This window comes from Kitasatospora sp. NPDC023118 (assembly GCF_055560875.1).
Genome location: NZ_JBVHHW010000002.1, coordinates 394,900 through 419,145, shown reverse-complemented (window position 1 = coordinate 419,145; position 24,246 = coordinate 394,900). Strand labels below are relative to the sequence as shown.

The following is a 24,246-nucleotide window of genomic DNA, read 5'->3' as shown; positions in this document are numbered from 1 at the left end:
GGTCGAAGATAATCTCACCGCACACGTCTAGCGAGGGGAACATGGGCAATAGTGGGGGCGCGGCAGCGAACTCCGGAATCAACTTCCAGCAACGAATCGCAGCGCTTGCTATGGCTCAGATTCTTTGCGATGTCAGCGAGTTCAACATGCTCGGCACTGGAGGTGAATTCAACCTTGAAGAGCTGCGCTTTGAAACGGATGACGAGATCGATGATCTAGTGCTAGTCGGTCCAGGCGCACGCTACTTCATCCAGGCGAAGCGCACGATCAGCATCTCGAGCGACCCAGAGTCGGAATTTGGTTCCGTTATCCGGCAGTTCGTTGGTCAGTACATATCCGATAGCCGCGCTGGCGACGTATACATACTCGCTACCTCGCCCAGCTCGTCGTCACGAGTCAAGGCGGAACTGAGGAAGCTGACTGAGGCCACGCGCCTCAACGAGTCAAATTCTCAGGAAAATCCACTGACCAAGACTGAAGAAGAGGTGTTGGGGAAGTCCCGACATCTCATAAGTCATCACTACAAGCTCATGGCCGGGCATGAGATCTCTTCCGAAGACCTTCAGGGGATATTCGCCAGAATCAGAGTTTCCCTGCTCGATATCGAAGAGGGTGGTTCTCTGGAGGCGGCGGTGCTCATGCTCATAGCAAGCAAGGCGTCAGTCTCTCCTAAACTGCTGTGGGGAAGTCTGATTTCGCTAGCCATGTCGCTAGCGAAGGATCGAATGTCGATCGATAAGGCAGCCCTGCAAGAGCGAATGCAGAAATTTATCTCCCGCAGTCCCGAGGTGGAGAAAACGGCAGCCGAACTATTCTCGCGTGTGTCGTTCAAGTCTGAACTCTCTTCCGGGCGGGAATTGCTGCTGGTTGAGTCCCCTTACGAAGAGACTGGCTATCTGCTGGCCGAATTCTTCCGGTTTGATGATGCGGGTGGAAAGCGGCTCAAATTTCTGCAGGGGAAGTTGCACCTTGGAGATGACCTGCAGTGGAGGGTTGTTGGGCGCTGGGCTACTTGGTCTGGCTTTGAGCGACACCTTGAGGCTCATGTCGAGGAATACGGAGAAAAGAGCCTGGCCGTCATTCCAATCGAATCCGACGAGGACTTTGACGCCTCGCCGTATGCGCGAGCATATAGTGAGTACTGCCAGAGCATTATCGCAGGTCTTGAGAATATTACCCTTTGTAGGCACTGCGGCGAAAGTATATCTGAAGATAGCGCGCCGCTGATCGAGGTTGACGAGGAAGGGCGACCGCATGACCTGGGGCTGGTTCACGAGCTTTGCCGAAGGCCTACCGATAGAGTGCTTGGAACAATAGATTGTGATCTATTTCGAGAAAATCCACACCTGAAGAACTTTGACTATCGCAGCTGGCTCGCCAATATTCGAAACGGCCAGTGGCTGTTTGGTGGGATTGGAAAATCTGCTCTGCGGCTTGCCCCCATAGCGTGGAAGTCAGAGTACGATTACTTCTCCAAGGGGGCCTGGTGTGTGAAAGTGACGCTCGAGGACGGGAGCGCCCGCTATATTACAGATCGCGGCCATGTCGTGCGCCTATCCCTTGAGAAGGCGTCGCAAGGTGCTGATGAATTGAACGCCGCATTCAGTCGAGCGCTAGGCAGCGCAGATCCCTATTGCTACTCGGCTGATGGTGGCGCCACAATCGGGCCATACTCCGCCCTTCTGCGGATGGGACATGACCCCGTGCTATGTGTAGAGGCGGAGGCGGTCCGATTCTCTCGGGCAATTGGTGAGGTTTACTCGGAGTGCGAAAACTATTATGCGCCTCTCGCGTATCTAAGCGATGTTGAAACCGGACATCCTGTGGCCATCGCGGGAGTGATTGCGATGCTCACCGACCCGTTGCAGCTGAAATCCTATGTGGAAAACTGGGGGAGGTGTGGGATCAGGCTGCCGGAATTTACCGTTTCGGCCGTACTCTCGGACGAGCAGTTCGATCGATTTGTAACTCTAGCGATGATTCGCGGGTTGCAGATCATCATCGACCCGAAATTGACGATAGATGGCAATCTTGTGAGTGGATTTACTGTCGAGCATTTTGAGTCGATGGTAAATGGCGGGGAATAGCCCTTGGCTGCCGTGTCATTTCGCTGACCCGGGCCTCCTGCGGGTGAGCGTCTGCTCCTCAGGCAGCCAGCAGGGTAGGTGTAGTCCTCTCGGCCGCTAGCCGTAGGGTCGGAGCGGGTCACTATCGGCGCGCTGCGTGAGCGCTGCGTGAGCGCACGGAGAAGCAGCAGACGGGCGACCCCTGGACCACGAAACCCACCGCGTGGCGCTGACCTGCGGGTTCAGCGCCACGCAACATCAGGCATCACGCCCCGTCATGATCCGGGTTCGTCTTGTAAAGCGGGGGTCGTCGGTTCGAACCCGACAGGGGGCTCAGCGCGTGTGAAGGGCCGGCTCGATTCCGATCGAGCCGGCCCTTCGTCGTCGGTGGGACCCCTTCGTCGTCGGCGGGGGTGGGGCGGTCAGTCGGGTGGGAGGGTGAGGGTGGCGAGGGCGCCGCCGGCGGGGTGGTTGGTGAAGGTGAGGGTGGCGCCGATGACGCGGGCGTGGCCGGTGGCGATGGTGAGGCCGAGACCGTGGCCGCGGCCGCGTTCTGGGGCGTTGGTGCGGAAGCGCTGGGGCCCGTGGTGGAGGAGGTCGTCGGGGTAGCCGGGGCCGTGGTCGCGGACGGTGATGCTGCGGCCGTCGACGTGGAGTTCGACCGGGCCGGTGCCGTGGCGGTGGGCGTTGAGGATCAGGTTGCCGAGGATGCGGTCCAGGCGGCGCAGATCGGTGCGGACCTCGCGGTCGGCGGTGATCCCGACGGAGACGTCGAGGCCGGTGAGGTTGACGGTGCGGCGCACCGCGCGTTCCAGCGGGACGGCGGAGAGGTCGGGGGACTCGGCGTCGGCGTCCAGGCGGGAGACCTCCAGGAGATCCTCGACCAGGCCGCGCAGGGCCTGGACCCGGTTCTGCACCAGCTGGGTGGGGCGGCCGGGCGGCAGCAGCTCGGCGGCGGTGACCAGGCCGGTGAGCGGAGTGCGCAGTTCGTGGGCGACGTCGGCGGTGAAGCGCTGCTCGTCCTCCAGCCGGCGGTGCAGGGTGCGGGACATCAGGTCCACGGCGGCGGCGAGGTCGGCCACCTCGTCCCGGCCGTCGACGAGTTCGCCGATCCGGGTGTCCGTGCCGCCGGCCGCGATGCCCCGGGCGGCGGTGGCCGCGGTGCGCAGCCGGCGGCTGATCCGGTCCGCGACCAGCACGCCGGCCAGCACGGTGGTGAAGACCGCGGCGACGACGGTGATCAGGATGATCCGGTCGAGGTCGGCGATCGCCTGGCGGTCCTGGGTGAAGTCGACCCGGGCGGAGAGCACCCCGCTCTGGACCGGGGCGGCCGCCCACATCGACTCGCCCTGGCGGTCGGTGGCGAGCAGCGAGCCCTGCCGGCCGCCGGCGGCGAGGTCGCGCAGCCGGGTGGGCAGAGCCGGGTCGTCCAGGGCGACGCCGCGGCCGGCCACCTCGTCGCCGCGGCCGTAGCCTGCCAGGGCCGAGTCGAGCGAGGTGAGGGCTGAGGAGCGGGCCTGGTCGACGTGCTGACGGATCATCGCCTGGTGGACCAGCAGGCCGACGGCCACCGCGACCAGGACGGAGATGGCGGCGACGGCGGTGGCGATCTGGCGACGCAGGGTCATGCCGGGCGCCGCAGCTTGTAGCCGAACCCGCGGACGGTCTCGATCCGGCCGGAGCCGATCTTGGCGCGCAGCCGCTGCACGTGGACGTCCACCACCCGGGTGTCGGCGCCCCACTCGTAGTCCCAGACGCGTTCGAGCAGGGTGGAGCGCTCCAGGACGATGCCGGGCGCGGCGGTGAACTCCAGTAGCAGCCGCAGCTCGGTGGGGGTGAGCGGGACGATCCGGCCGTCCACCCGCACCTCCATGCTGTCGGTGTCCACCTGCAGGCCGTCGAAGCTGCGGAGCGCGGTGGGGGCGACGGGGACCTCGACGGCGGGGGAGCCGACCGGAGCGGGGGCGTCGACCGGGACGGGGGCGTCCTCGACGGCGGCGGCCGTCGGCGCCACCCGGATCCGACGCAGCACCGTACGGATCCGGGCGACCAGGACGGCGCTCTCGAAGGGCTTGACCACGTAGTCGTCCGCGCCCGCCTCCAGCCCGGACACCACGTCCACCGGGTCGGTGCGCGCCGACATCATGAGGATCGGCAGCTGGCTCTCCTCGCGGATCCGGCGGCAGAGGCCGACCCCGTCGAGCAGCGGGAGCATGACGTCCAGCAGCAGCAGGTCGGGGCGGACGGCGTGGAAGGCCTCCAGCCCCTCCAGGCCGTCGGCGGCGGTGGTGACCGGGAAGCCGTAGCGCTCCAGGGCCATCCGGGTGGCCTCCCGGATCACCTCGTCGTCCTCGACGAGCAGGATGTGCGGCTGGGCTGGGGTGGCTGCGGGGGTCATCGCTTCGCTTCCGGGAGCACGGCGGGGGCGGAGGGCTGGGGGACCGGTCGGACAGGGCGTGCGGACGGGGCAACCGCGCCCGCGCCGGCGCCCGCGCCGGGGGCCGGTTGCGGCCCGGCGGAGGGGTGCTTCGGAACGGGCACGCGTTCGGGGCCGCCGGGCCCGGTGGCGGTCGGCGGGTCGGTGCCCGAGTCGGTGGGCGGGAGCAGGCCGATGCCGTCCACCCGCTTCTCGACCAGGGCGAGCCTGACCCCGTCCCACTGGTAGTGGCTGGTGGTCCGGGTGGTGACGGTGGTCGGCTCGTACAGCCACAGGTCGGAGCCGACCGTCGCGGCGCTGAACTCCTGCTGGACCTGCACCCGCAGGATCGGCAGGACGCGGTCGCCGGCAAGGGTGTAGACGTGCAGCACGACCGGTCCGGGCGTGGTGACGGCGGCGATCAGCTCGGGCAGCCCGTCGCCGGTGAGGTCGCGGAACTCGGGGGCCCGCACCGCGCACTCGGCACAGGAGTCGAGCGCGCGCCGCTCCTCCCCGCTCACCGCCGGGTCCTTGGCCAGGAGGGTGTGGACGTCGACCGCGGTGAGGTCGTGCCCGGGGACGGTCAGGTCGGGTACGGGCTGGGGTGGTGCCTGGGTGGCGGACCCGCTCGCGGTCGTGGCCGGCGGCGGTGCGGTGGCCAGTCCGGGCCAGAGCGGCTTGGCCGACGCCGGCGGGGTGACGGCCTGGTGCGGGCCCTCGTCCCGGAGGCCGCCGGGGGCGGGCCGGCCGAAGGCCAGGGCGGCGAGGGCGGTCAGGACGGCCAGGGCGGCGAGGGCGACCGCGGGGACGGCGCCGGGGCGGCGGCGGAGCGGAGTCGTTGGTGCCACGGTCGGTGCTCGTCCTCCTGGTTCGCGGTGCGGTGCCGGGTCGTCGCCCCTCTGGCCGTCCTGCCCTCGTTGCGGTTCTGATTCCGGTTCCGGTTCCGGTCCCGGTGGTAGGTCGCGCGGATGGTGATCGTCGGTTCCGCCCCGGTACGGCGGGCCGGGCTGGGCCGGTACGGCGGACCGGGTCAGGCCGGGTCCGCCAGGACGATGATGTTGTCCGTCCAGTGACCGTCCGAGCCGATCCGCCCGCCGCAGGTGATCAGCCGGAGCGTGGGCGCGGGGGTGTCGCCGTAGACGGTTTCGGTGGGGAAGTGGTCCTTGGCGGCCTGGAGCAGGGTGCGGACCTTGAAGTCCACGGTGCCGCCGTCGGCGCGCCGGATGCGGATCAGTTCGCCCGGGCGCAGTTCCGGCAGCCGTTGGAAGACCGCCGGGCCGTGCTTGGTGTCGAGGTGCCCGATCAGGACGGCGGGGCCGGTCTCGCCGGGGGTGGGGCCGTTGCGGTACCAGCCGACTTCGTCGGCCCGGTCGGCCGACGGCACCTGGACCGTGCCGTCGGCGTTCAGGCCGAGGTCGGTCACCGGGGCGTCCACGTTGAGGTAGGGGATCAGCAGGCGGGTCGGCGGTGAGGCGGCGAGGGGCTGGTCACCGGCGGTCGGCGCGCCGACGGGTGCGGTGGGTGCGGTGGGAGCAGTGGGCGCGGTGGCCGCCGGGTCATGGCCGGAGGCCTCGATCCGCACCACCGGAGTGTCCCGGCCGGACAGCGCGATCGAGGTGCCGAGCGCCAGGCAGAGCAGGCCGGCCGCGCCGAAGACGGTCCGGCTCAGGAAGCTCGGGCCGGGCCGGGCGGCGCGACGCCGCCTGCGGCCGTCCGTCCTGTTGGTCCCCGCCGCCGGGGGCGCCCCGGCGCCGCTTCCCCGCCCGGCCGGGTGCGGAGGAAGGGCGCCGGGGTGCCCGGCGGACTCGGGACCGGTGTCAGCCGCGCGCACCGGAGCGGCGGCGCAGGAGGGCGAAGCCCAGGGCACCGGCGCCGACGGCGGCCACGCCGCCGCCGCCCGCCAGCATCAGGCCGTTGCCGTCGGTCGCGGCGGAGCCGTCCCCGGCCTGAGCGGCGCCCTTCGGCACCTCGCGGACCTGCGGCTGGGCGGGCTTGGCGGGGGCGGCGCCGACCGGGGCGGGCGCGGAGGTGACCTCGACGCCCGGGGCCTTCGAGGCCGGCTGGGCCGGCTGGGCGGGGCCGCCGCCCGCCGCCCCGCCCGCCGGTGCCCCGTTGGCGGAGGCATGGGCGGTGGGGGCCGGCTGCGGGGTCCCGTCGGCCCAGGCCTGCCCGCCGGTGACGGCGGCCATCAGCGCGGCCCCGGTGAGGGCGCAGACCGCCAGCATGCGACGGGCGGGCGAGCGGTCGATGCGGGTCCTGCTCATACGGTGGTTCTCCTTCGTCTCTCTCGCGGGCGCGGTGTCGCGTCTCTCGCGGGCGCGGTGTCGCGCGGACGCCTCCGGCCGGTGCGGCCGGTGCGTCGCCAGTGACGGTAGGAGTGCCGTGTCGCGGTCCCCGCCCGGCCGCGTCACGGCCGCCCATCGGCTGGGTAACGGTCTCCGCGACACCCGGAACACGGGTTGATGCACGCGCTGACACACGCCCCGGAGCACGGGATGAAACACCTGGGAAGCACCTCGGAACAGACGTACCCGACTCGCCCTGAGCACCCCCGCCCGCCCGTCCGTATCTCCCGGTGGGGGAGCAACCGAGAGAAAGGTGGCGGCGATGAGCATCCTCGCCAACCTCCTGCCGGCGGCGCGGGGTTCGCGCGATGAGCGCGGGAACGACCGCGGGAACGACAGGGAGGACAGGAACTCCCACAACGCGACCGGCCACGGCCGTCGTCGGCACCGCAGGCACGAACGGCACTGACGACTGACGCACCGGTCATGACTCCGGGCCAGGACGAGCACGTGTGGTCGCTGCGGCGGCTGATGGCCGTGGACACGGGTGACGGCGACGGCCGGACCGATCCGGTCGTCGCCCCGGCCCCGGTCGTGTCGCTGCGGCGGATCTTCGTCCGGTTCTGGCCCTACACCCGCGGGGGACGGCGCTGGCTTGCCCTGCTGCTGGGGTTCGTCCTGCTCGGCCCGGTGGTCGACGCGGCCGCGATCTGGCTCTTCAAGGTCGTCGTCGACGAGGTGCTGGTGCCGCACAGGCTCGGGCTGTTCCTGCCGGTCGCGCTCGGATACGCCGGGCTGACCCTGCTGGCGGGCGGCTTGGGCTTCGCCGACGAGACGACCTCGGCCTGGGTCAGCGAGCGCTTCCTGCTCGCCCTGCGCACGGACGTGTTCCGCCATCTGCAGGGCCTGCCGCTGGGTTTCTTCGAGCGGCGGCGGCTCGGCGACGTACTGTCGCGGCTGACCGCGGATGTCGAGGCGGTCGAGACCTTTCTGCTCTCGGGCGTCCTCGACGCGGTCGCGTACGTCGCCGAGCTGGCCGTCTTCCTGGGTGTGCTGTTCTACCTGCGCTGGGACCTCGCGCTGACCGCGCTGGTGGTCGCGCCGCTGTTCTGGATCACCGCGCGGCGCCTCTCGACGCGGGTGAGGGCGGCTTCCCGGGAACGGCGGCGCCACAGCGGCTCGGTCAGCGCCCTCGCCGAGGAGACCCTGGGCGACATCGCGCTGGTGCAGGCGTACAACCGGCAGGACTGGGAGCAGGAACGGTTCCGCCGGGAGAACCTCGCGCGGTTCCGGGCGACCATGGCGGCGACCCGGCTGCGCGCCCTGTTCGCGCCGATCGGGGATCTGCTGGAGCTGGTCGGCGCGCTGATCGTGCTCGGGCTGGGCGCCTGGGAGTTGGTCCGCGGCCGCCTCACCCTCGGCGAACTCCTCGTCTTCGTCGCCCTGTTGAGCCGCCTCTACAGCCCGATCCAGGGGATCGGGCGGCTCAGCAACGGCGTCTACTCGGCCACGGCCGCCGCCGAGCGGATCATCGAACTGCTCGACCAGCGGCCGCAGGTGGCCGATCCGCCGACACCGCTGCGCCCCGCCCGGGTGCGCGGCGCGGTGGCCTTCGACGGGGTGTGGTTCCGCTACCCGGGCACCACCCGGGTGGCGCTGTACGACGTCTCCTTCCGCGCCGAGCCGGGTGAGACGGTGGCGCTGGTCGGGGAGAGCGGGGCGGGCAAGACGACGCTCGCCAAGCTGCTGCTGCGCTTCTACGACCCGGAGCGCGGCGCCCTCCGGCTGGACGGCATCGACCTGCGCGAACTGGCGCTGACCGATCTGCGCGAGCACATCGCGGTGCTGCTGCAGGAGACCCTGGTCATTCACGGCACCGTCCGGGAGAACATCGCCTACGGCCGGCCCGGGGCGACCGACGCGCAGATCACGGCCGCCGCCCGGGCCGCCGACGCGGACGAGTTCATCAGCCGGCTGCCGGAGGGCTACGACACCGTGGTGGGCCAGCACGGACGGCTGCTGTCCGGCGGGCAGCGCCGGCGGATCGCGATCGCCCGGGCGATGATCCGGGACGCGCCGGTGCTGCTGCTCGACGAGCCGACCACCGGGCTGGACCCGGAGTCCGGGCGGCGGATCCTGGAGCCGCTGGGGCGGCTGATGAACGGGCGGACCACGATCGTCATCTCGCACGACCTGCTCACCGTGCGGAACGCCGATCGGATCGTCCTGTTGCGCGAGGGTCGCGTCGCCGCCTGCGGCAGCCACGCGGACCTGCTCGCCCACGACGACGGCTACGCCCGGCTCGACCGGGCCGCGACCCTGACCAGGACCGCCCGATGAGCACGGAGGCCGCCCGATGACCGTCCGGGAGCCGTTGCCCGCCGGGACGCCGATCGCCCCCGGCTACCAGGTGCTGGCCCACCTGTGCCGCACCGGCTGGCTGGACGTCTACGACGCCTGGAGCGAGGAGCGGGACTGCCGCTGCGTGGTCAAGGTGCTCCGGCCCGACCGCCGCGGCGACCGCGAACTGCGCGAGCGCCTGCTCCGGGAGGGCCGCTGGCTGACCGAATTCACCCACCCCCACCTGGTGCGCGGCTACGGCACCGGCGAACGCCCGCAGCCGTACGCGGTGTTGGAGACCCTCACCGGCGAGACCCTCGCCCGCCTGCTCGACCGCCGGCCGCGCCGCCCGGCCGCCACCGACCTGGCCCTGCTCGGCCTGCACCTCTGCTCGGCGATGCGCTACCTGCACGGCAAGAACCTGCTGCACCTCGACCTCAAGCCCGCCAACATCGTGATCGACTGCCGCCGCGCCAAGGTCCTGGACCTGAGCATCGCCCGCCCGCCGGGGCCGGGCAGCCGGGGCGTGGGAACGGACGGCTACCTCGCCCCGGAGCAGGTCTCCGGCGGGCCGTTCACGGCGGCCACCGACGTCTGGGGCATCGGCACCACCCTCTACGAGGCCGCCACCGGCGAACTGCCCTTCGACGGTGAGCCGCCCCGCCCGCTCACCCCGGTGTCCAGGCGCCGCCGCCTGCCCCGCCCGCTCGCCGAGGCGATCGACGCCAGCCTGCGCCTCGACCCGGCCGCCCGGCCGCCGCTGGCCCAACTGGAGGCCGTACTGGACGACATGCTCCCGCAGGGCCGCCGCGCGGCGCCGCCGTCGTCCGGGGAGTGAGTGGGACCGGCCCGGTGCCGCCCCCTACCGCCCCGGCCGCAGCTGCCGGAGCGTCCAGCCCGTGCCCGGCGGCCCGGTGAGCGTCCGGGTGTGGGCGGTGAAGAGCTCGGCGGCGCGGCGGTAGGAGAGGCGGGCGCGGCCGGTGTGCGGGCAGCGGTCGGCGGCGGGGGTGCCGGTCGGGGCCCGGCGGTCGGTGAGGAAGAGCGGGCCGCCGGTGCGGCCGGCGATCAGCAGCGGGAGCAGCCGGGCGCTGCCGGACTGCCACCGGATGGGGGGCTGGCCCGGCCGGGGATGGCTGCGGCGGCGGGGCAGGTCGAGCTGGTCGGCGTTCAGGGCCAACACGGTCTCGATCGCGGCGCCGGACTCGTGCAGTAGGTGCCAGAGCGCCTGCTCGCGCAGCGGCGCGCGCAGGGCGAACAGGGCACGCAGCTGCTCCTCGGCCAACGGGGCGGCGGCCTCGGCCGGTGCGGGCAGCGGCACGGGGCGCAGGTCGGTGGTCGGGTCGCCGTCGATCCAGCCCCGGGCGCGCCACCAGGCCACCGCCGCGCGCAGGGTGGAGAGCTCGCGGTTGAGCGTGCGCGGGTCGGTGTCGGCGCCGCGCCCGGCCGCTGCGGCGCGCAGCCGCTCGGCGGCGTCCGGGTGGTCGAGCAGCGCGAGCGGGAGCACGGGCGGCCGGGCGCGCCGCCGCTCGGGGCCGGTGGGGGCGGGCCGGTCGGCGAGCGCCCAGGCCCAGGTGTTCAGCGCGATCCGGTAGATCCGCCGGGATCCCTCGGCGAGTCCGGAGGCGGCCAGATAGCGCTCGACGGCGAGGCCGTACTCGACCGGGGGAAGTTTCGTCACGATCGCCTTCTTCCGCAGTAAATCACTGACTCCGATGTGCCCGCAGGATATCCGGAAAGCGCAGTAAATGGCAGGTGGGGGGCCATCTACTGAGCAATTTACTGCGGTAATCAAGCGTCTCGAAAAAATTGATGCCAAAAGACTCAAGTTTTCCCGGGAAAACCCTTGATCCGCGCTCCCGGTCGCTCACAGACTGCTGCCCATGGCAGTGGACACAGAACGGATCCCGGCCCGCCCCCGGCGCCTGGGAGACCGTCTCGCCGTGCTGGGCGAGCGCGAATTCACCCGCTTCTTCATCGGGTACACGACCTCCTTCCTCGGCTCCTCGATGGCGCCGGTCGCGGTCGCCTTCTCGGTGCTCGACAGCGGCGGCACCGGCACCGACCTCGGCTGGGTGATGGCCGCCCGGATCCTCCCGGTGGTGCTGGTGCTGCTGGCCGGCGGGGTGATCGCCGACCGGTTCGGCAGCCGCCGCCTGATGCTGGGCTCGGACGTCCTGCGCGGCCTCGTGCAGGCGCTGTTCGCCGGGCTGCTGGCGGCCGGACACGCGCCGGTCTGGGCGATGGTCGCCCTGGTGGCGGTGTGGGGGATCGGCGAGGGGCTGTTCATGCCCGCCTTCGGCGCGATCCTGCCCGACCTGGTGCGCCGCAAGGAGCTGCTGGCGGACGGCAACACCCTGCTGGGCCTGTCACGTTCGGTGTCCACGGTGGCCGGCCCCGCGCTGGCCGGCCTGGTCACGGCGGGCTGGGGCCCGGCGGCGGTGCTGCTGATCGACGCGGTGACGTACGGTGTCGGCGCCCTTGCGTTGGCCGGCCTCCGTCTGCCCGACCGTCCGGGGACGGACGACGGGACCTCGATGCTCCGGGAGCTGCGGGCCGGCTGGTCGGAGTTCGCCGCCCGCCCGTGGCTGTGGATCACCACGGCCCAGATGGGGCTGTTCAACCTGCTGGTCTGGGCGCCGTTCCTGGTGCTCGGCCCGCTCACCGCGCAGCGGGAGCTCGGCGGCGCCCGGGCCTGGGGCCTGGTGATGGGCGTGTACGGCGCCGGCGCGGTGCTGGGCGGTCTCTGGATGCTCGGCCGGCGCCCCGGGCGCCCGCTCGCGGTGGCCACCGTGGCCGGTCTGACCTGGGCGCTGCCCTCCGCCGCGCTGGCGGCCGGGGCGTCGTTGGTCTGGGTGGTCGCGGGAGCGCTGGCGGCGGGGGTGGGTTCGGCGGTCTGCGGGACGCTGTTCTCCAGCACGACGCAGCGCTGGGTCCCGGTGGAACTCCTCGGCCGGCTGACCTCCTTCGGGTCGCTCGGCGCCTTCGTCCTCGGCCCGCTCGGGCTGGCGGCGGCCGGCCCGCTGGCCGCCCGGCTCGGCACCGGGGAGGTCCTGCTGCTCGGGGCGGTCTGGCAAGTCGCGGCCGGGGTCATAGTGTTGGGCGTACCGGCCGTACGGAATCGTCGCTGGGAGGAGGGCCCGGACAACTGACTCACCCCTCGGACGGCTCCGGGGCGCACCCCCGGCCACCGGTGCGGCCCACCGTGCACCGTATCCGGCCGGCCCCGGAGCGCAGCCGGTCGCTCCGCCCACGCGTGTGTGCCTCCGCGGCGGGCGGGGTGGCCGGGCCGGCCGTACCGTGGACGGTGGGGGTACGGAGGAGGATGACCATGCCCGGTTCGCTCACCATCAGCCACCACCAAGCCGCGGCCACCCTGGACCACGCGGACGCGCAGCGGCTGGCCACCGTACTGGCCGAGCTGGCGTACCTGCTGGAGATCCCGGGGCCGAACCGGATCAACGAGGCGCAGCTCACCGTGCTGTGCGAGGGCCGCACCCCGGACCGCGCCGAACTGTCGCACTGGGCGCGGGCGCTGTCCACCGGGCTGCGGGGGCAGCTCTGACCGGACTCACCGAAGGCCCGCCCCGCCCGCCGTACGATGGCGAACGGGGCGTGCCCGCCCCCCGGTTGCCGGGATGGCCGGCCGCCGGCCCAACGGAGGGTGGGGGCCCGAGCGTGCCGCAGTCCCGGTCGTTGTCCTGGCTGACCGTGCCGACTCCGCTGCCCAGCGGCCCGATGCACATCGCGGTGACGCCACTCGGCGTGGCGGCGGCCGGCTACGGCGGACGGGACGGTGAGACGCCGCGCTGCGCCGACCCGGCAAAGACCGCCGCCGTCACCGAGCGGATCGGCGCCTACCTGGCCGGCCGCACCCGCGAGTTGGGCCTGCCGATCGACTGGAGCCTCAGCTCCGGGCCGCACCGTGCGGTGCTCCGGACGCTCTGGCGCGAGGTGCCGTACGGCCGGACCATCACCTACGGCGAACTCGCCGCCCGCAGCGGGGTGTTCGAGGACGTCGCCGAGCCGGGCCTGGCCGCCCGGACGGTCGGGCAGATGATGGCCGCCAACCCCGTCGCCCTGCTGGTGCCCTGCCACCGGGTGGTGGCGGCGGACGGGATCGGCGGCTTCGGCGGCGGCCGGGTCGGGATCGAGGTGAAGCGCTGGCTGCTCACCCTGGAGGGGGTGCTGGAGCCGACCTTGGACTGGAACGGCCCGCTGTAGCCGGCCGATCGGCGCCGCAGGTGGCCGTGCGCGGGAGGTGTCGCATCGTGGCGCGGGCGGGGTGGTCGATGGGGCAAGATGGGGCGCGGCCGGTCGATGGGTTCGAATGGAAAGTCGAACAAATATCGATCAGGTGAGCGAGTCGTGCTATTTGTTCGGTTATTCCGAACCACTCGAATGAGTGATTGCGGTCTGCCTCCGAACGGGCCCACCATGAAGTTGCAACATGCATGTGTAAGGCGACACTTCATCGGGTTCGCGAAGGGCTCCCCATATGTCGACCGAAACCAATGCCGGTATTCCTGCGCCCGGCGTGCAGCCGGAGATCCGGCAGCAGCAGTCACTGAGCACGGCGGGCGCGCGGAACCTCGCCACCACCACCAAGTCCGCGCCGCAGATGCAGGGCATCAGTCCGCGCTGGCTGCTCAGGATGCTGCCCTGGGTGCAGGTGTCCGGCGGTACCTACCGGGTCAACCGCCGCCTGCGCTACAAGGTCGGCCGCGGCCGGGTGAGTTTCGCCAAGACCGGTTCCGAGGTCCGAGTCATCCCGCGGACCCTGGCCGAGGTTCCGGTGCTGCGCGGTTACCAGGACGAGGCGGTGCTGGAGGAGCTGGCCGGGCGCTTCACCCAGCGCCAGTTCGACGCGGGCGACGTCCTGGTCGCCGCCGGTTCGCCGATCAGCGAGGTCTTCCTGATCGCGCACGGCAAGCTGGACCGGCTCGGTACCGGCAAGTACGGCGAGGAGACGGTGGTCGGCACCCTCGCCGACGGCGACCACCTGGGTGACGAAGCGCTCCAGGAGGAGGACGGCACCTGGCCGTACACCGTCCGCGCCGCGACCTCCGGCACGGTGATGGTGCTCTCCTGGCCGTCCTTCCAGGAACTGCACGACCGCTCCGAGTCGCTCCAGCTGCAGATCATGGAGTACCTGAACGGCTTCCAGCGGGCGCAGAACAAGCACGGTGAGGCCGCGATCGACCTCGCGGCCGGCCGCCAGGGCGAGTACGACCTGCCTGACGCCTTCGTGGACTACGAGCTCAAGCCCCGCGAGTACGAGCTCAGCGTCGCGCAGACCATCCTCAAGGTGCACAGCCGCGTCGCCGACCTCTACAACCAGCCGATGAACCAGACCGAGCACCAGCTCCGGCTGACCATCGAGGCCCTGCGCGAGCGCCAGGAGCACGAGCTCATCAACAACCCCGAGTTCGGCCTGCTGGAGAACGCCGAGTACGACCAGCGGATCCAGACCCACTCCGGCCCGCCCACCCCGGATGACATGGACGAGCTGCTCAGCCGCCGCCGCAGCACCAAGATGTTCCTGGCCCACCCCAAGGCCATCGCCGCCTTCGGCCGGGAGTGCAGCAAGCGCGGCCTCAACCCGGGCACCGTCGAGGTCGAGGGCAAGCACGTCAACGCCTGGCGCGGGGTGCCGATCTTCCCGTGCAACAAGATCCCGATCGTCGGCGGTAGCACCAGCTCGATCATCGCGATGCGTGTCGGCGAGCACAACCAGGGTGTCATCGGCCTGCACCAGACCGGAATTCCGGACGAATACCAGCCGAGCCTTTCGGTGCGGTTCATGGGAATCGACGAGAAGGCCATCATTTCCTACCTGGTGAGCGCCTACTACTCGGCCGCGATCCTGGTGCCGGACGCGATCGGCGTGCTGGAGAACGTGGACATCGCCCAGCGCTGACGTCCGGCTCCCATCGGATATCCGATATCCGATTCCGATATCCGTGCCGTCCGCGCCGCCCGACCAGGGAGATCCACCCCGGCCGGGCGGCGCGCCGCGGCGCCCACGGCACAGCAGGCCATCCCACGACAGGCGCCCTACAGGGGGAGAAACCCATGACGAGCTCCACGCTGGAGCGGGACCACAAAGAGGGCCACGAGGCGGCGGACATCCTCGCCCGGGCCCGTGGGCTGGTCGACCCGGTCCTGCGGGCCGCCGTCGACTCGCTGCCCGGCACGATGCGCAAGGTCGCCGGCTACCACTTCGGCTGGTGGGAGGCGGACGGCACGCCCGCCGAGGCCTCCTCCGGCAAGGCGATCCGCCCGGCCCTGGTCCTCGCCGCCACCCAGGCCCTCGGCGGCACCCCCGGCACGGCCGTCGCCGCGGCCGCCGCGGTGGAGCTGGTCCACAACTTCACCCTGCTCCACGACGACGTCATCGACCGTGACGACACCCGCCGCCACCGGCCCACCGCCTGGCGGGTGTTCGGCACCACCGAGGCCATCCTGGCCGGCGACGCCATGCACTCCCTCGCGCTGCGCCTGCTCGCCGAGGACGCCCACCCGGCCGCCCGGGGCTCGATCCGCCGGCTCGCCGACTGCGTGGTCGAGCTCTGCGAGGGCCAGCAGATCGACTGCGCCTTCGAGCAGCGCAACGACGTCTCGCTCACCGAGTGCCTGGCGATGGCCGAGGCCAAGACCGGCGCCCTGCTCGGCGCCGCCTGCGCGATGGGCGCGCTGTACGGCGGCGGGTCCGAGGAGGCCGCGCAGGCGATGGACGGCTTCGGCCGCGAGATCGGCCTGGCCTTCCAGCTGATCGACGACCTGATCGGCATCTGGGGGGACCCCGCCGTCACCGGCAAGCCGGTCGGCGCGGACCTGGTCGCCCGCAAGAAGTCGCTGCCGGTCGTCAGGGCGCTGGGCTCCGGCACCCCCGAAGGCGCCCGGCTCGCCGAGCTGTACTCGCTCGAACGACCGCTGACCCCCGAGGAGTTGGCCCAGTGCGCGGCCGCCGTCGACGAGGCCGGCGGGCGCGGCTGGGCGCAGGGCGAGTCCTGCGAGCGGATGGCCGCGGCGATGGCGCAGCTGGCCGTGGCCGTACCGGAGCCGTCCGCGGCCGACGAACTGCTGGCGCTCGCCGAGCTGGTGACCCGCCGCACCCACTGACCGGTGTGGAGTGGGGCGTCGGCCGGCTCGACATCCCACTCCGTCGCGTCACCCGAAGGCGGCCAACAGCCGCTGCTCCTTGGCCGGTTCGATGCCCTGCCGGAACGACGCCCCCGGCACCCACTTGCGGCCGTCGGCGTCGGTGTCGGCCGCCGGCCCGCGCCCGCGCAGCCACGCCCAGGTGTCCCGCGCGCTCTCGGCGAACGGGCGGCAGCGCAGCCCGGCCGCCCGGGCGCGGCCGCTGTCGACCAGCCAGATGTACGTCCACTCCGGCAGATCCGGCACCCAGAAGGGGAGTTCGAGCCAGGGTTCGACCTTGTCCGGCCCCTCGGCGAGCAGTCGGTCGTCCTCGACCCAGACCAGCTCGGTGTCCGCCGCGCCCGCGACCTCCCGGCAGGTCTCCAGCCACTGCCCGAAGGTGAGCTGCCCGGACGGCGCCGTGGTGAGGAAGCGGCCCGCCGTCCCTGCCTCCAGCCGGTCGAGCCCGAAGGTCGCGAAGTCCCGGACGTCGATCACCTGCATGGTCCGCTCGGGATCGCCCGGGGCGAGCACCCGCCCGCCGCGCGCCATCCGCTCCAGCCACCAGGGCAGCCGGCCGCCGAACTCGTGCGGCCCGATCAGCAGGCCGCTGCTGAGGACCAGCGAGCGCTCGGCGCCGAAGCCCTCCAGCACCGCGCGCTCGCAGCCGGCCTTCAGCTCGCGGCCGAACGGCTGGTCGGGCGGGGTGTCGGCGGGGCAGGGGAGGAGCGCGGAGTCCTCGTCGATCACCCGGGCGGCCCAGTCGGCGTAGGCGTGCACCGAGGAGACGACGGTGTAGTGGTCGGCCCGCTCGCGCAGCAGCCGCGCCGTGAGCGCGGCCTGGGCGGGCTGCCGGGCCGAGGTGTCGACGACGGCGTCCCAGCCGCGGCCCTCGACCAGCCCGGCGACGTCCTCGGCGCTGTCGCGGTCGCCCCGGACGGCCTCGACCCCGGGCAGGTCGGCGGCGCTGCGGCCGCGGTTGAAGGTGGTGACCTGGTGGCCGCGGGCGAGGGCCTCGGCGGCATAGGCGCGTCCGAGGAAGGACGAGCCTCCGAGCAGCAGGATCTTCATACCGGCCAGCCTCTCCCGGAGGCCTCGCCCGTATGCCCGGATTCGCGCTGGGCAGAGCGCTGGGCAGAGCGCCGGGCCGAGCGCCGGGCCGAGCGCCGAGCGAAGTCCGTCGGCCCCGTCGGCCCCGCTGGAGCGGCGGAGCAGCCGACATGCCGCCCCGCCCCACCCCACTTAGCATCCCAGGTGTACCGATATGTCCTGATTCGGCACTGGATGCGGCGCACTGGGAGCTCGACAGCATGGTCAACCCGGCACTCGTGGACCCGGCCACCGTCCGCGCCACCGCCACCGAGGCCTGGATCCGCGGCTACCCGATCCTGCGGAACTACCGCACCCTGTACGCCCAGGCCCTGGACGAGGCGGACCCGAGGTACGTCGGCGGCTTCGGCGTATTCCGCCACCGCGCGCAGCCCTTCACCCCCGCCGACACCGACGTCGTCGCCCCCGACAACGACACCCCGCACTCCTGGGCCTGGCTCGACCTGCGCGCCGAACCCTGGGTGGTCTCCGTTCCGGCCGAGGACCGCTACTACGTCCTCCCGGTGCACGAACTCGACACCGTCCACGCCGGGTCCGTCGGCGCCCGGACCACCGGCCGGCAGGCCGGCGACTACCTGGTGGCCGGCCCCGACTGGCAGGGCGAGCCCCCGCCCGGCATCAAGGGCGTCATCCGCACCGCGACCCGGCTGGTCGGCATCGTCGGCCGCACCCACCTCGCCGGGACCACCCCCGCCGACATCGCCGAACTGAAGGCCGTCCAGGAGCAGTACCGGCTGCGCCCGCTGCACCGCTACGCCGACACCCCCGCGCCCGCCCCCGCTCCGGAGCCGGTCTGGCCGGTCTGGCGCGAGGAGGTGATGGACACCGTCGAGTTCCTCTGCTTCCTCGACTTCCTGCTCGGCTTCTTCCCGCTGACCGGCCCGCGGCCGGGTGCCGTCCCGCAGCCCGGCGCCGTCCCGCTCCCGCCCGCCGAGGCCGACCTGCGCGGCCGCCTCGCCGACCTCGGCATCGACGGCCGGGGCGAGTTCGAGCCCGCCACCCTCCCACTGGACGTCCGCGCCGAGATCGAACGCGGCATCGCCGACGGCAGGGCCCGGTTGGAGCGTGCCGCCGCCGAACTCCACGACACGAACGCCCTGTTCGGCACCCGCGAGCGGATCGGCGCCGACTTCCTGCGCCAGGCGCTCGGCGCGAAGCTCGGCCTCCACGGGCTGCCCGCAGAAGAGGCCTGGTCCGGCAGCTGGACCGCCGACGCCGCCGGCCACCGCCCGCCCAACGCCAGCGACCGCGACCACGTGATCCACTTCGGCCCGCACGACCTGCCCCCGGCCCGCTTCTTCTGGTCCGCCACGATGTACGCCCTGCCCGGGCGCCACCTGGTCGACAACACCCTGGACCGCTACTCGATCGGCGACCGCACCCCGGACCTGGTCCGTGACCCGGACGGCGGACTCACCCTCTACGTCCAGCACAAGCGCCCCGCCGACGCCCAGCACTCCGCCAACTGGCTGCCCGCCCCCGACGGTCCGTTCACCGTGGTGATCCGGCTCTACGGCCCCGACCCGTCCGTCCTGGACGGCCGCTGGCAGCTCCCGCCGCTCGACCCGCGCTGACCACCCCGACCCCGGACCGCCCCCGACCGACCGTACGAAGGACCACCGATGAACCAGCCCGAGCTGGAGGCCCTGGCCGCCGACGCTTACGTCTACGGCTACCCGCTCGTCGCCGCCCTCACCATGGTCGAGCGCTTCGCCAAGGGCGGGCTGGGCACCCTCCCGGCGGAGCAGTTCAACCACTTCAGCCACGCGACCCGGCTGGCCCGCCCGGGCGACCAGTTCGTCTCGGTCAACAACGACACGATCTACTCGATCGCCCAACTCGACCTCTCCGAGGGTCCGTTGGTCCTGCACGTCCCGGATACCGCCGGCGCCTACTACGTGCTCCAGTTCATCGGCGCCTGGACGGACAACGTCGCCTACCTCGGACGCCGCGCCACCGGCACCGACGCCCAGACCTGGCTGATCGTCCCGCCCGACTGGCACGGCACCCCGCCCGACCCGAGCCGGGTGATCGAGCTGCCGACCACCGTCGGCACCGTCGTCGGCCGCTTCGCCTGTGCCGGACCGGGCGACCTGCCCCGGGTCAAGGCCCTGCAGGCCGGGCTGGTCCTGGAACCGCTGGAGCCCGGCGGCCTGGTCGCCGGACTGCCCGAGCCCGACCCGGACGTCCCCGAGCGGCTGGCCTTCTTCGAACGCTTGCGGGTGTGGATGCAGGCCTTCCCGCCCGCCACCCCCGACATCGAGTACCAGCGCCGCTTCGCCCCGCTCGGCCTGCTGGACGACGGCGCCTCGCCCTACCGCGCGGCCGCCGCCGATTGGACCCTCGCACTCGCCAAGGGCCTGGCCGCCGGACGCGAACGGGTCGAGGACGCCACCCGCCCGCCCGAGGACCACCCGCCCGGTGAATGGCGCTCCGCGCTTCACCTCTTCGACTACAACCTCGACCACCTGGGCCCCGGCACCCTCCACGACTCCGAGTGGCGCATCCCCGACCGCCGCGCCGCCTACCTCAGCCGGGCCGCCGCCGCCCGCGCCGGTCTCTGGGGCAACCACGCCTACGAGGCCTCGTACGCGACGACCTACGACGACTCCGACGGCCGCCCGCTCACCGGCGCCAACAGCTACACCCTCCGCTTCGACCAGCCCCCGCCCGCCGAGGCCTTCTGGTCCGTCACCATGTACTCCGTCCCCGACTACTACCTGGTCGAGAACCCCATCGACCGCTACTCCATCGGCGACCGAACCCCCGGCCTGGTCTACGGCGACGACGGCTCCCTCACCCTCACCCTCCAACACGACCAACCCGAGGACCCCACGGCCGCCGCCAACTGGCTCCCCACCCCCCACGGCGAGTTCCGCCCGATCATCCGCCTCTACCAACCCGGACCGACCGTCCTGGACGGCACCTACCAGATCCCCCCGATCCACCGCACCTGACCCGCGCCCCCGGCCGCAGGTCGGCGGCACGCTCATCGGGGCACCTCGGCCTTCGTCCGGAGCGGCTCCCCTCCGTCACCGTCGCGGGGACGGGCGGTGCGGCCGCCTTCGCGCCCGTCCCGCCTCCGCCCGCGAGTCCGCTCAACCGTCTCGCCGACCTCGGCTGCCCGCCGGGGTTCCTCCTGGCAAGCCCTACGCTCCGGGCAAGCCGAGGCAGTCGGAGCCGGCCCCCGTCAGGGCCCTGACGGCGAAGCCGTCGCCGTGCCGGTCGGGTGCGGGGAGGCGCTGCCCGTCGGGGTCGCCGAGGGCGTCGGCGTGCCGGTCGGCGGCCCGGGGCGCGAGGGCTGCGTCGTCGGAGAGCCGGAGCCCGACGGTGAGGGTGCCCCCGTCCGGCTCGGCGACGCCGATGCCGTGGCCGTGGCCGTGGCCGTCGCGGTGCCGGTGGGTGACGCCGTACCGCTCGGTGTCGACGGCGGCTCCGGCGAGGAGGACGCCGACCCGCCCCGGTTCTGCGGGCCGCCTTCCAGGGTGACCACCGCCTGGGACGGCGGTAGGGCGATCCGGGCGGTCCAGTGGGTGGTGGGCGCGAGGTCCTCGTCCACGGTGACGATCACGGTGATCCGCTGCCCCGGCGCCAGCGTCCCCGCGTCGCGGCTGAGCCGGAGCCAGGCGGCGTCCGTCACGGCGTGCCAACGGATCTCCGTGGTGCCGGAGTTGGTGAGGGTGAGCACCGTGCGGCTGCCGTACTCGCCGGCCTCGACGGTGAGCAGTCCGGCGGGGGCCGGGCCGGCCGGTCCCGTCCCCGGGGCGACGGCCTGTTCGACCGAGGGGGCCGGGGCGGCGACCAGGGCCGGGCTGCTGAGGGGAGTCGCGCCCCGGCCCGGGACCGGGACCAGCGGGCCCTGGAAGCTGAGCCGCGGAAAACCGGGCAGCAACGTTTCTGCATCACCCGAACCTGCACCACCCGAACCTGAACCGGCCGAACCACCGGGCCCCACCCCCGTGCCCGCCAGCTCCAGCCCCGGCATCCCCGCTCCCCCGGCCCCGCCCGCCCCGCCGGCCGCCCCCGCCGACCACGGCTGCGGCCGCTGCCCGGCCTCCCGTACGGCCTCGTCCACCCGGACCGCCGAGACCGAGGCCGCCGACCCCGACCCGCCGCCGCCCCGGTGCCCGGCCCAGAGCGCGACCACCGGCGCCGCCAGCACCGCCGCCAGCACTCCGGTGGTCACCACCCGCCGCCGGACCGCCCGGCCGCGGCCCGCGTCCGGCGCCCGGTGCCGGGGGAAGCCGCCGTGGTCGAACCGCAGCCCGGGCTCGGCGACCACCGGGCCCCGCCGCCCCGCCGCACCGGCCGCACCCGCTGACGGCAGGCACCCCACCCCGTCCGCCGAGGACGCCGAGGACACCGAGGACACCGACGGACCCGGAGCAGGCGCACTCAGCAACGACAGCCCCGACAACCCCGCCGCGCCCTCCGCCGCCTCCCCGGCCGCCACCCGCTCCGCCGTACCCCGGCAGGTCGGGCAGTCCACCACGTGCTGCACCAGCTCCCGTCGCAGCGCCGGCCCGAGCACCCAGTCCCGCCAGGACTCCGCCCCGGCCCCGCCGAGCCGGTCCAGTTCCGGGCAGCTGCCCACCCCGAGCACCAGCAGCGCCGCCCTGGTCCGGGCGACCTCGGTCTCGGCGGCGGCGAGCAGCTCCCGGGTCCGGTCGAACGGCAGGCCCAGCACCGCCGCCACCTCCAGCGGGGTGAGCCGGTGGCGGGCGGACAGCTCCAGCGCCTCGCGCTGCTCCGGGTTCGTTCCGGCCGCCTCCGGCCAGGCGAGCGAGGCCAGCTCGCGGCGCCGCCGGGCGGCCTCGGCCTCGCCGGGCTCCGCCCCGGGCTCCCGGGCGGCCCCGTCGGCCAGCCGCCGCAGGCAGCAGTAGCGGGCGAGCGAGAACAGCCAGGCCCGGACCAGCCCGGGTTCGGCCAGTCGGCCGCCGTGCCGCCGGGCCAGTTCGCCGACCTCGCGCAGGGCGTCGGCGGCCGCGTCGTGCTCGCACAGCACCGAGAGGCAGTAGGTGAACAGGCCGTCCGTCTGCCGGTCGTACGCCGCGAGGACGGCGGCGGCATGCGACCCGGGTCCGGCCCCAACAGTTCGCGTTGTCACCCGTCCGACGGTAGGGACACCGGACCGCCCGGCCCCGCCATTCGCCGCGAATGTACTTCTTTCGGGTAACAACATCGCCCATCTGTGTGGGTCCCGCAGCGAGGACCGGCGCTGTCGTACCCAGGCGCTACGGTGGGCCGCATGCCTCCGCGTTCCAAGACCACCGCCAAGCCGCGCCCGGCCTACCGCTGCACCGAGTGCGGCAACCAGCTGCCCAAGTGGGTCGGCCGCTGCCCGGAGTGCAACGCCTGGGGCACGGTCGAGGAGTACGGCGCGGTGCCGATCCGCACCACGGCGGCGGGCCCGGTCAGCGCGCCCGCCCGTCCGATCGCCCAGGTGGACGGCCAGGTCGCGACGGCCCGCTCGACGGGTGTGCCGGAGCTGGACCGGGTGCTCGGCGGCGGCCTGGTCCCCGGCGCGGTGGTCCTGCTGGCCGGCGAGCCCGGCGTCGGCAAGTCCACCCTGCTGCTGGACGTCGCGGCCAAGGCGGCCACCGCCCAGCACCGCACGCTCTACCTCACCGGCGAGGAGTCGGCCGGTCAGGTGCGGCTGCGGGCGGACCGGATCAACGCCCTCTCCGAGCACCTCTACCTCGCCGCCGAGTCCGACCTCGGCGCGGTGCTCGGGCACATCGAGGCGGTCAACCCCGGCCTGCTGATCCTGGACTCGGTGCAGACCATCGCCTCGGCCGAGCTGGACGGTGCCCCCGGCGGCCCGGCCCAGGTCCGCGAGGTGGCGAACGCGCTGATCCGGGCGTCCAAGGAGCGCGGCATGGCGACCCTGCTGGTCGGCCACGTCACCAAGGACGGCCAGATCGCCGGCCCGCGCCTGCTGGAGCACCTGGTGGACGTGGTGCTGAGCTTCGAGGGCGACCGGCACGCCCGGCTGCGACTGATCCGCGGGGTCAAGAACCGCTACGGCGCAACCGACGAGGTGGGCTGCTTCGAGCTGCACGACGAGGGCATCGTCGGCCTGGCCGACCCCTCCGGCCTCTTCCTGACCAGGCGTGACAAGCCCGTCCCGGGCACCTGCCTCACCGTCACCCTGGAGGGCAAGCGCCCGCTGGTGGCCGAGGTGCAGGCGCTGATGGTGGATTCGCAGATCCCGTCCCCGCGCCGGACGACCTCGGGCCTGGAGTCGCCCCGGATCGCGATGATCCTGGCCGTGGTCGAGCGGCACGGCGGGGTGAAGCTCGGCAAGCAGGACATCTACACCGCGACGGTCGGCGGGGTGAAGCTGACCGAGCCGTCCGCGGACCTCGCGGTCGCGCTCGCGGTGGCCAGCTCCTCCACGGACAACCCGCTGCCCAGCAACCTGGTGGCGATCGGCGAGGTCGGCCTGGCGGGCGAGGTGCGGCGGGTGACGGGTGTGCAGCGGCGGCTCGCCGAGGCGCACCGGCTGGGCTTCACCCACGCCCTGGTCCCGCCGGACCCGGGCAAGGTGCCGCCGGGCATGAAGGTGGTCGAGGTGGCCGACATCGGCGAGGCGCTGCGGGCCATCCCGGGCCGCCGCCGGGCCGCCGCCAAGCCGCGCGGCGAGGGGCGTGGTGAGGCCCCGTCGGCCCCGCCGGCGCCCCGCGAGGCGAAGGTCCCGGCCTACCCGGAGGAGCTGATGGACGGCTGGGAGCCGCTCGACTCCGACGAACTGCGCTGACCCAAGCCCTGCCGAAGCCGCACGCAGTTAGACTTTCCCCAGTCTCATTGGCCAGAAGGCAGTACCGAAGCGGTACTGAGCGACAGAGCAACAGACCGCGGACCGGCGCACGGCGCGAGGCGCGCGGCA

At 72.8% G+C, this 24,246-nt stretch carries 19 protein-coding genes; 11 read left to right on the top strand and 8 right to left on the bottom strand.

Going from position 1 to position 24,246, the window contains the following annotated elements:
* Positions 1–41: 41 nt before the first annotated feature.
* Positions 42–2,087 carry a hypothetical protein gene (locus tag ACZ3UD_RS04355; protein ID WP_465582030.1) on the top strand — a complete coding sequence of 682 codons (2,046 nt, stop codon included), beginning with the start codon at positions 42–44 and terminating at the stop codon, positions 2,085–2,087.
* 401 nt (positions 2,088–2,488) lie between these two features.
* Here ACZ3UD_RS04355 and ACZ3UD_RS04350 read toward each other — a convergent pair whose 3' ends face one another.
* The 5 genes from ACZ3UD_RS04350 to ACZ3UD_RS04330 all read right to left on the bottom strand — a co-directional run bounded on the left by ACZ3UD_RS04350 (position 2,489) and on the right by ACZ3UD_RS04330 (position 6,746).
* On the bottom strand, positions 2,489–3,694 hold the full coding sequence (locus tag ACZ3UD_RS04350) for a sensor histidine kinase (protein WP_465582028.1): 1,206 nt from the start codon (positions 3,692–3,694) through the stop codon (positions 2,489–2,491).
* Positions 3,691–4,464 carry a two-component system response regulator CseB gene (gene cseB / locus ACZ3UD_RS04345; protein ID WP_465582026.1) on the bottom strand — a complete coding sequence of 258 codons (774 nt, stop codon included), beginning with the start codon at positions 4,462–4,464 and terminating at the stop codon, positions 3,691–3,693. The genes ACZ3UD_RS04350 and cseB overlap by 4 nt, the downstream gene beginning before the upstream one ends.
* Complete coding sequence (locus ACZ3UD_RS04340; RefSeq protein ID WP_465582024.1) at positions 4,461–5,330, bottom strand: hypothetical protein; 870 nt, start codon at positions 5,328–5,330, stop codon at positions 4,461–4,463. The genes cseB and ACZ3UD_RS04340 overlap by 4 nt, the downstream gene beginning before the upstream one ends.
* 182 nt (positions 5,331–5,512) lie before the next feature.
* The gene (locus ACZ3UD_RS04335) at positions 5,513–6,313 is read right to left on the bottom strand and encodes a class F sortase (RefSeq protein WP_465582022.1); all 801 of its coding nucleotides are present in this window, start codon (positions 6,311–6,313) and stop codon (positions 5,513–5,515) included.
* The gene (locus ACZ3UD_RS04330) at positions 6,300–6,746 is read right to left on the bottom strand and encodes a hypothetical protein (protein WP_465582020.1); all 447 of its coding nucleotides are present in this window, start codon (positions 6,744–6,746) and stop codon (positions 6,300–6,302) included. Before ACZ3UD_RS04330 ends, ACZ3UD_RS04335 begins: the two co-directional genes overlap by 14 nt.
* 507 nt (positions 6,747–7,253) lie before the next feature.
* Between ACZ3UD_RS04330 and ACZ3UD_RS04325 the strand changes: the two genes are divergently transcribed.
* A complete protein-coding gene (locus ACZ3UD_RS04325; protein ID WP_465582018.1) occupies positions 7,254–9,107 on the top strand; it encodes an ABC transporter ATP-binding protein in 1,854 nt (617 codons plus the stop codon).
* Positions 9,108–9,123: 16 nt separating this feature from the next.
* Positions 9,124–9,945, top strand: coding sequence for a serine/threonine-protein kinase (locus ACZ3UD_RS04320; protein WP_465582016.1), 822 nt, complete (start codon positions 9,124–9,126; stop codon positions 9,943–9,945).
* A gap of 24 nt (positions 9,946–9,969) precedes the next feature.
* On the opposite strand, the gene ACZ3UD_RS04315 is transcribed toward ACZ3UD_RS04320, so the two are convergent.
* Positions 9,970–10,785 (bottom strand): hypothetical protein, encoded by an 816-nt coding sequence (locus tag ACZ3UD_RS04315; RefSeq protein ID WP_465582014.1) that lies wholly within the window; start codon positions 10,783–10,785, stop codon positions 9,970–9,972.
* Positions 10,786–10,987: 202 nt separating this feature from the next.
* Between ACZ3UD_RS04315 and ACZ3UD_RS04310 the strand changes: the two genes are divergently transcribed.
* From ACZ3UD_RS04310 to ACZ3UD_RS04290, 5 genes are all read left to right on the top strand, one after another.
* Positions 10,988–12,256 carry an MFS transporter gene (locus ACZ3UD_RS04310; protein ID WP_465582012.1) on the top strand — a complete coding sequence of 423 codons (1,269 nt, stop codon included), beginning with the start codon at positions 10,988–10,990 and terminating at the stop codon, positions 12,254–12,256.
* A gap of 179 nt (positions 12,257–12,435) precedes the next feature.
* Entirely contained in the window at positions 12,436–12,669 is a 234-nt protein-coding gene (locus ACZ3UD_RS04305) for a hypothetical protein (RefSeq protein ID WP_465582010.1), read from the top strand.
* A gap of 113 nt (positions 12,670–12,782) precedes the next feature.
* Entirely contained in the window at positions 12,783–13,328 is a 546-nt protein-coding gene (locus ACZ3UD_RS04300) for a methylated-DNA--[protein]-cysteine S-methyltransferase (protein WP_465582008.1), read from the top strand.
* A 274-nt stretch (positions 13,329–13,602) separates the two neighbouring features.
* Complete coding sequence (locus ACZ3UD_RS04295; RefSeq protein ID WP_465582006.1) at positions 13,603–15,024, top strand: family 2B encapsulin nanocompartment shell protein; 1,422 nt, start codon at positions 13,603–13,605, stop codon at positions 15,022–15,024.
* A gap of 155 nt (positions 15,025–15,179) precedes the next feature.
* Complete coding sequence (locus ACZ3UD_RS04290; protein ID WP_465582004.1) at positions 15,180–16,229, top strand: family 2 encapsulin nanocompartment cargo protein polyprenyl transferase; 1,050 nt, start codon at positions 15,180–15,182, stop codon at positions 16,227–16,229.
* A 48-nt stretch (positions 16,230–16,277) separates the two neighbouring features.
* Here the strand turns inward: ACZ3UD_RS04290 and ACZ3UD_RS04285 are convergent, their stop codons facing one another.
* Entirely contained in the window at positions 16,278–17,318 is a 1,041-nt protein-coding gene (locus ACZ3UD_RS04285; RefSeq protein WP_465582002.1) for an NAD-dependent epimerase/dehydratase family protein, read from the bottom strand.
* 239 nt (positions 17,319–17,557) lie between these two features.
* Between ACZ3UD_RS04285 and ACZ3UD_RS04280 the strand changes: the two genes are divergently transcribed.
* Together ACZ3UD_RS04280 and ACZ3UD_RS04275 are read left to right on the top strand one after the other, a co-directional pair.
* A complete protein-coding gene (locus tag ACZ3UD_RS04280) occupies positions 17,558–18,931 on the top strand; it encodes a DUF1254 domain-containing protein (protein ID WP_465582000.1) in 1,374 nt (457 codons plus the stop codon).
* A 48-nt stretch (positions 18,932–18,979) separates the two neighbouring features.
* Complete coding sequence (locus ACZ3UD_RS04275; protein WP_465581998.1) at positions 18,980–20,314, top strand: DUF1254 domain-containing protein; 1,335 nt, start codon at positions 18,980–18,982, stop codon at positions 20,312–20,314.
* 233 nt (positions 20,315–20,547) lie between these two features.
* On the opposite strand, the gene ACZ3UD_RS04270 is transcribed toward ACZ3UD_RS04275, so the two are convergent.
* The gene (locus ACZ3UD_RS04270; protein WP_465581996.1) at positions 20,548–22,464 is read right to left on the bottom strand and encodes a BACON domain-containing protein; all 1,917 of its coding nucleotides are present in this window, start codon (positions 22,462–22,464) and stop codon (positions 20,548–20,550) included.
* Positions 22,465–22,605: 141 nt separating this feature from the next.
* On the opposite strand from ACZ3UD_RS04270, the gene radA reads away from it, so the two are divergent.
* A complete protein-coding gene (gene radA, locus ACZ3UD_RS04265) occupies positions 22,606–24,117 on the top strand; it encodes a DNA repair protein RadA (RefSeq protein WP_465581994.1) in 1,512 nt (503 codons plus the stop codon).
* The last annotated feature ends 129 nt before the right edge of the window (positions 24,118–24,246 follow it).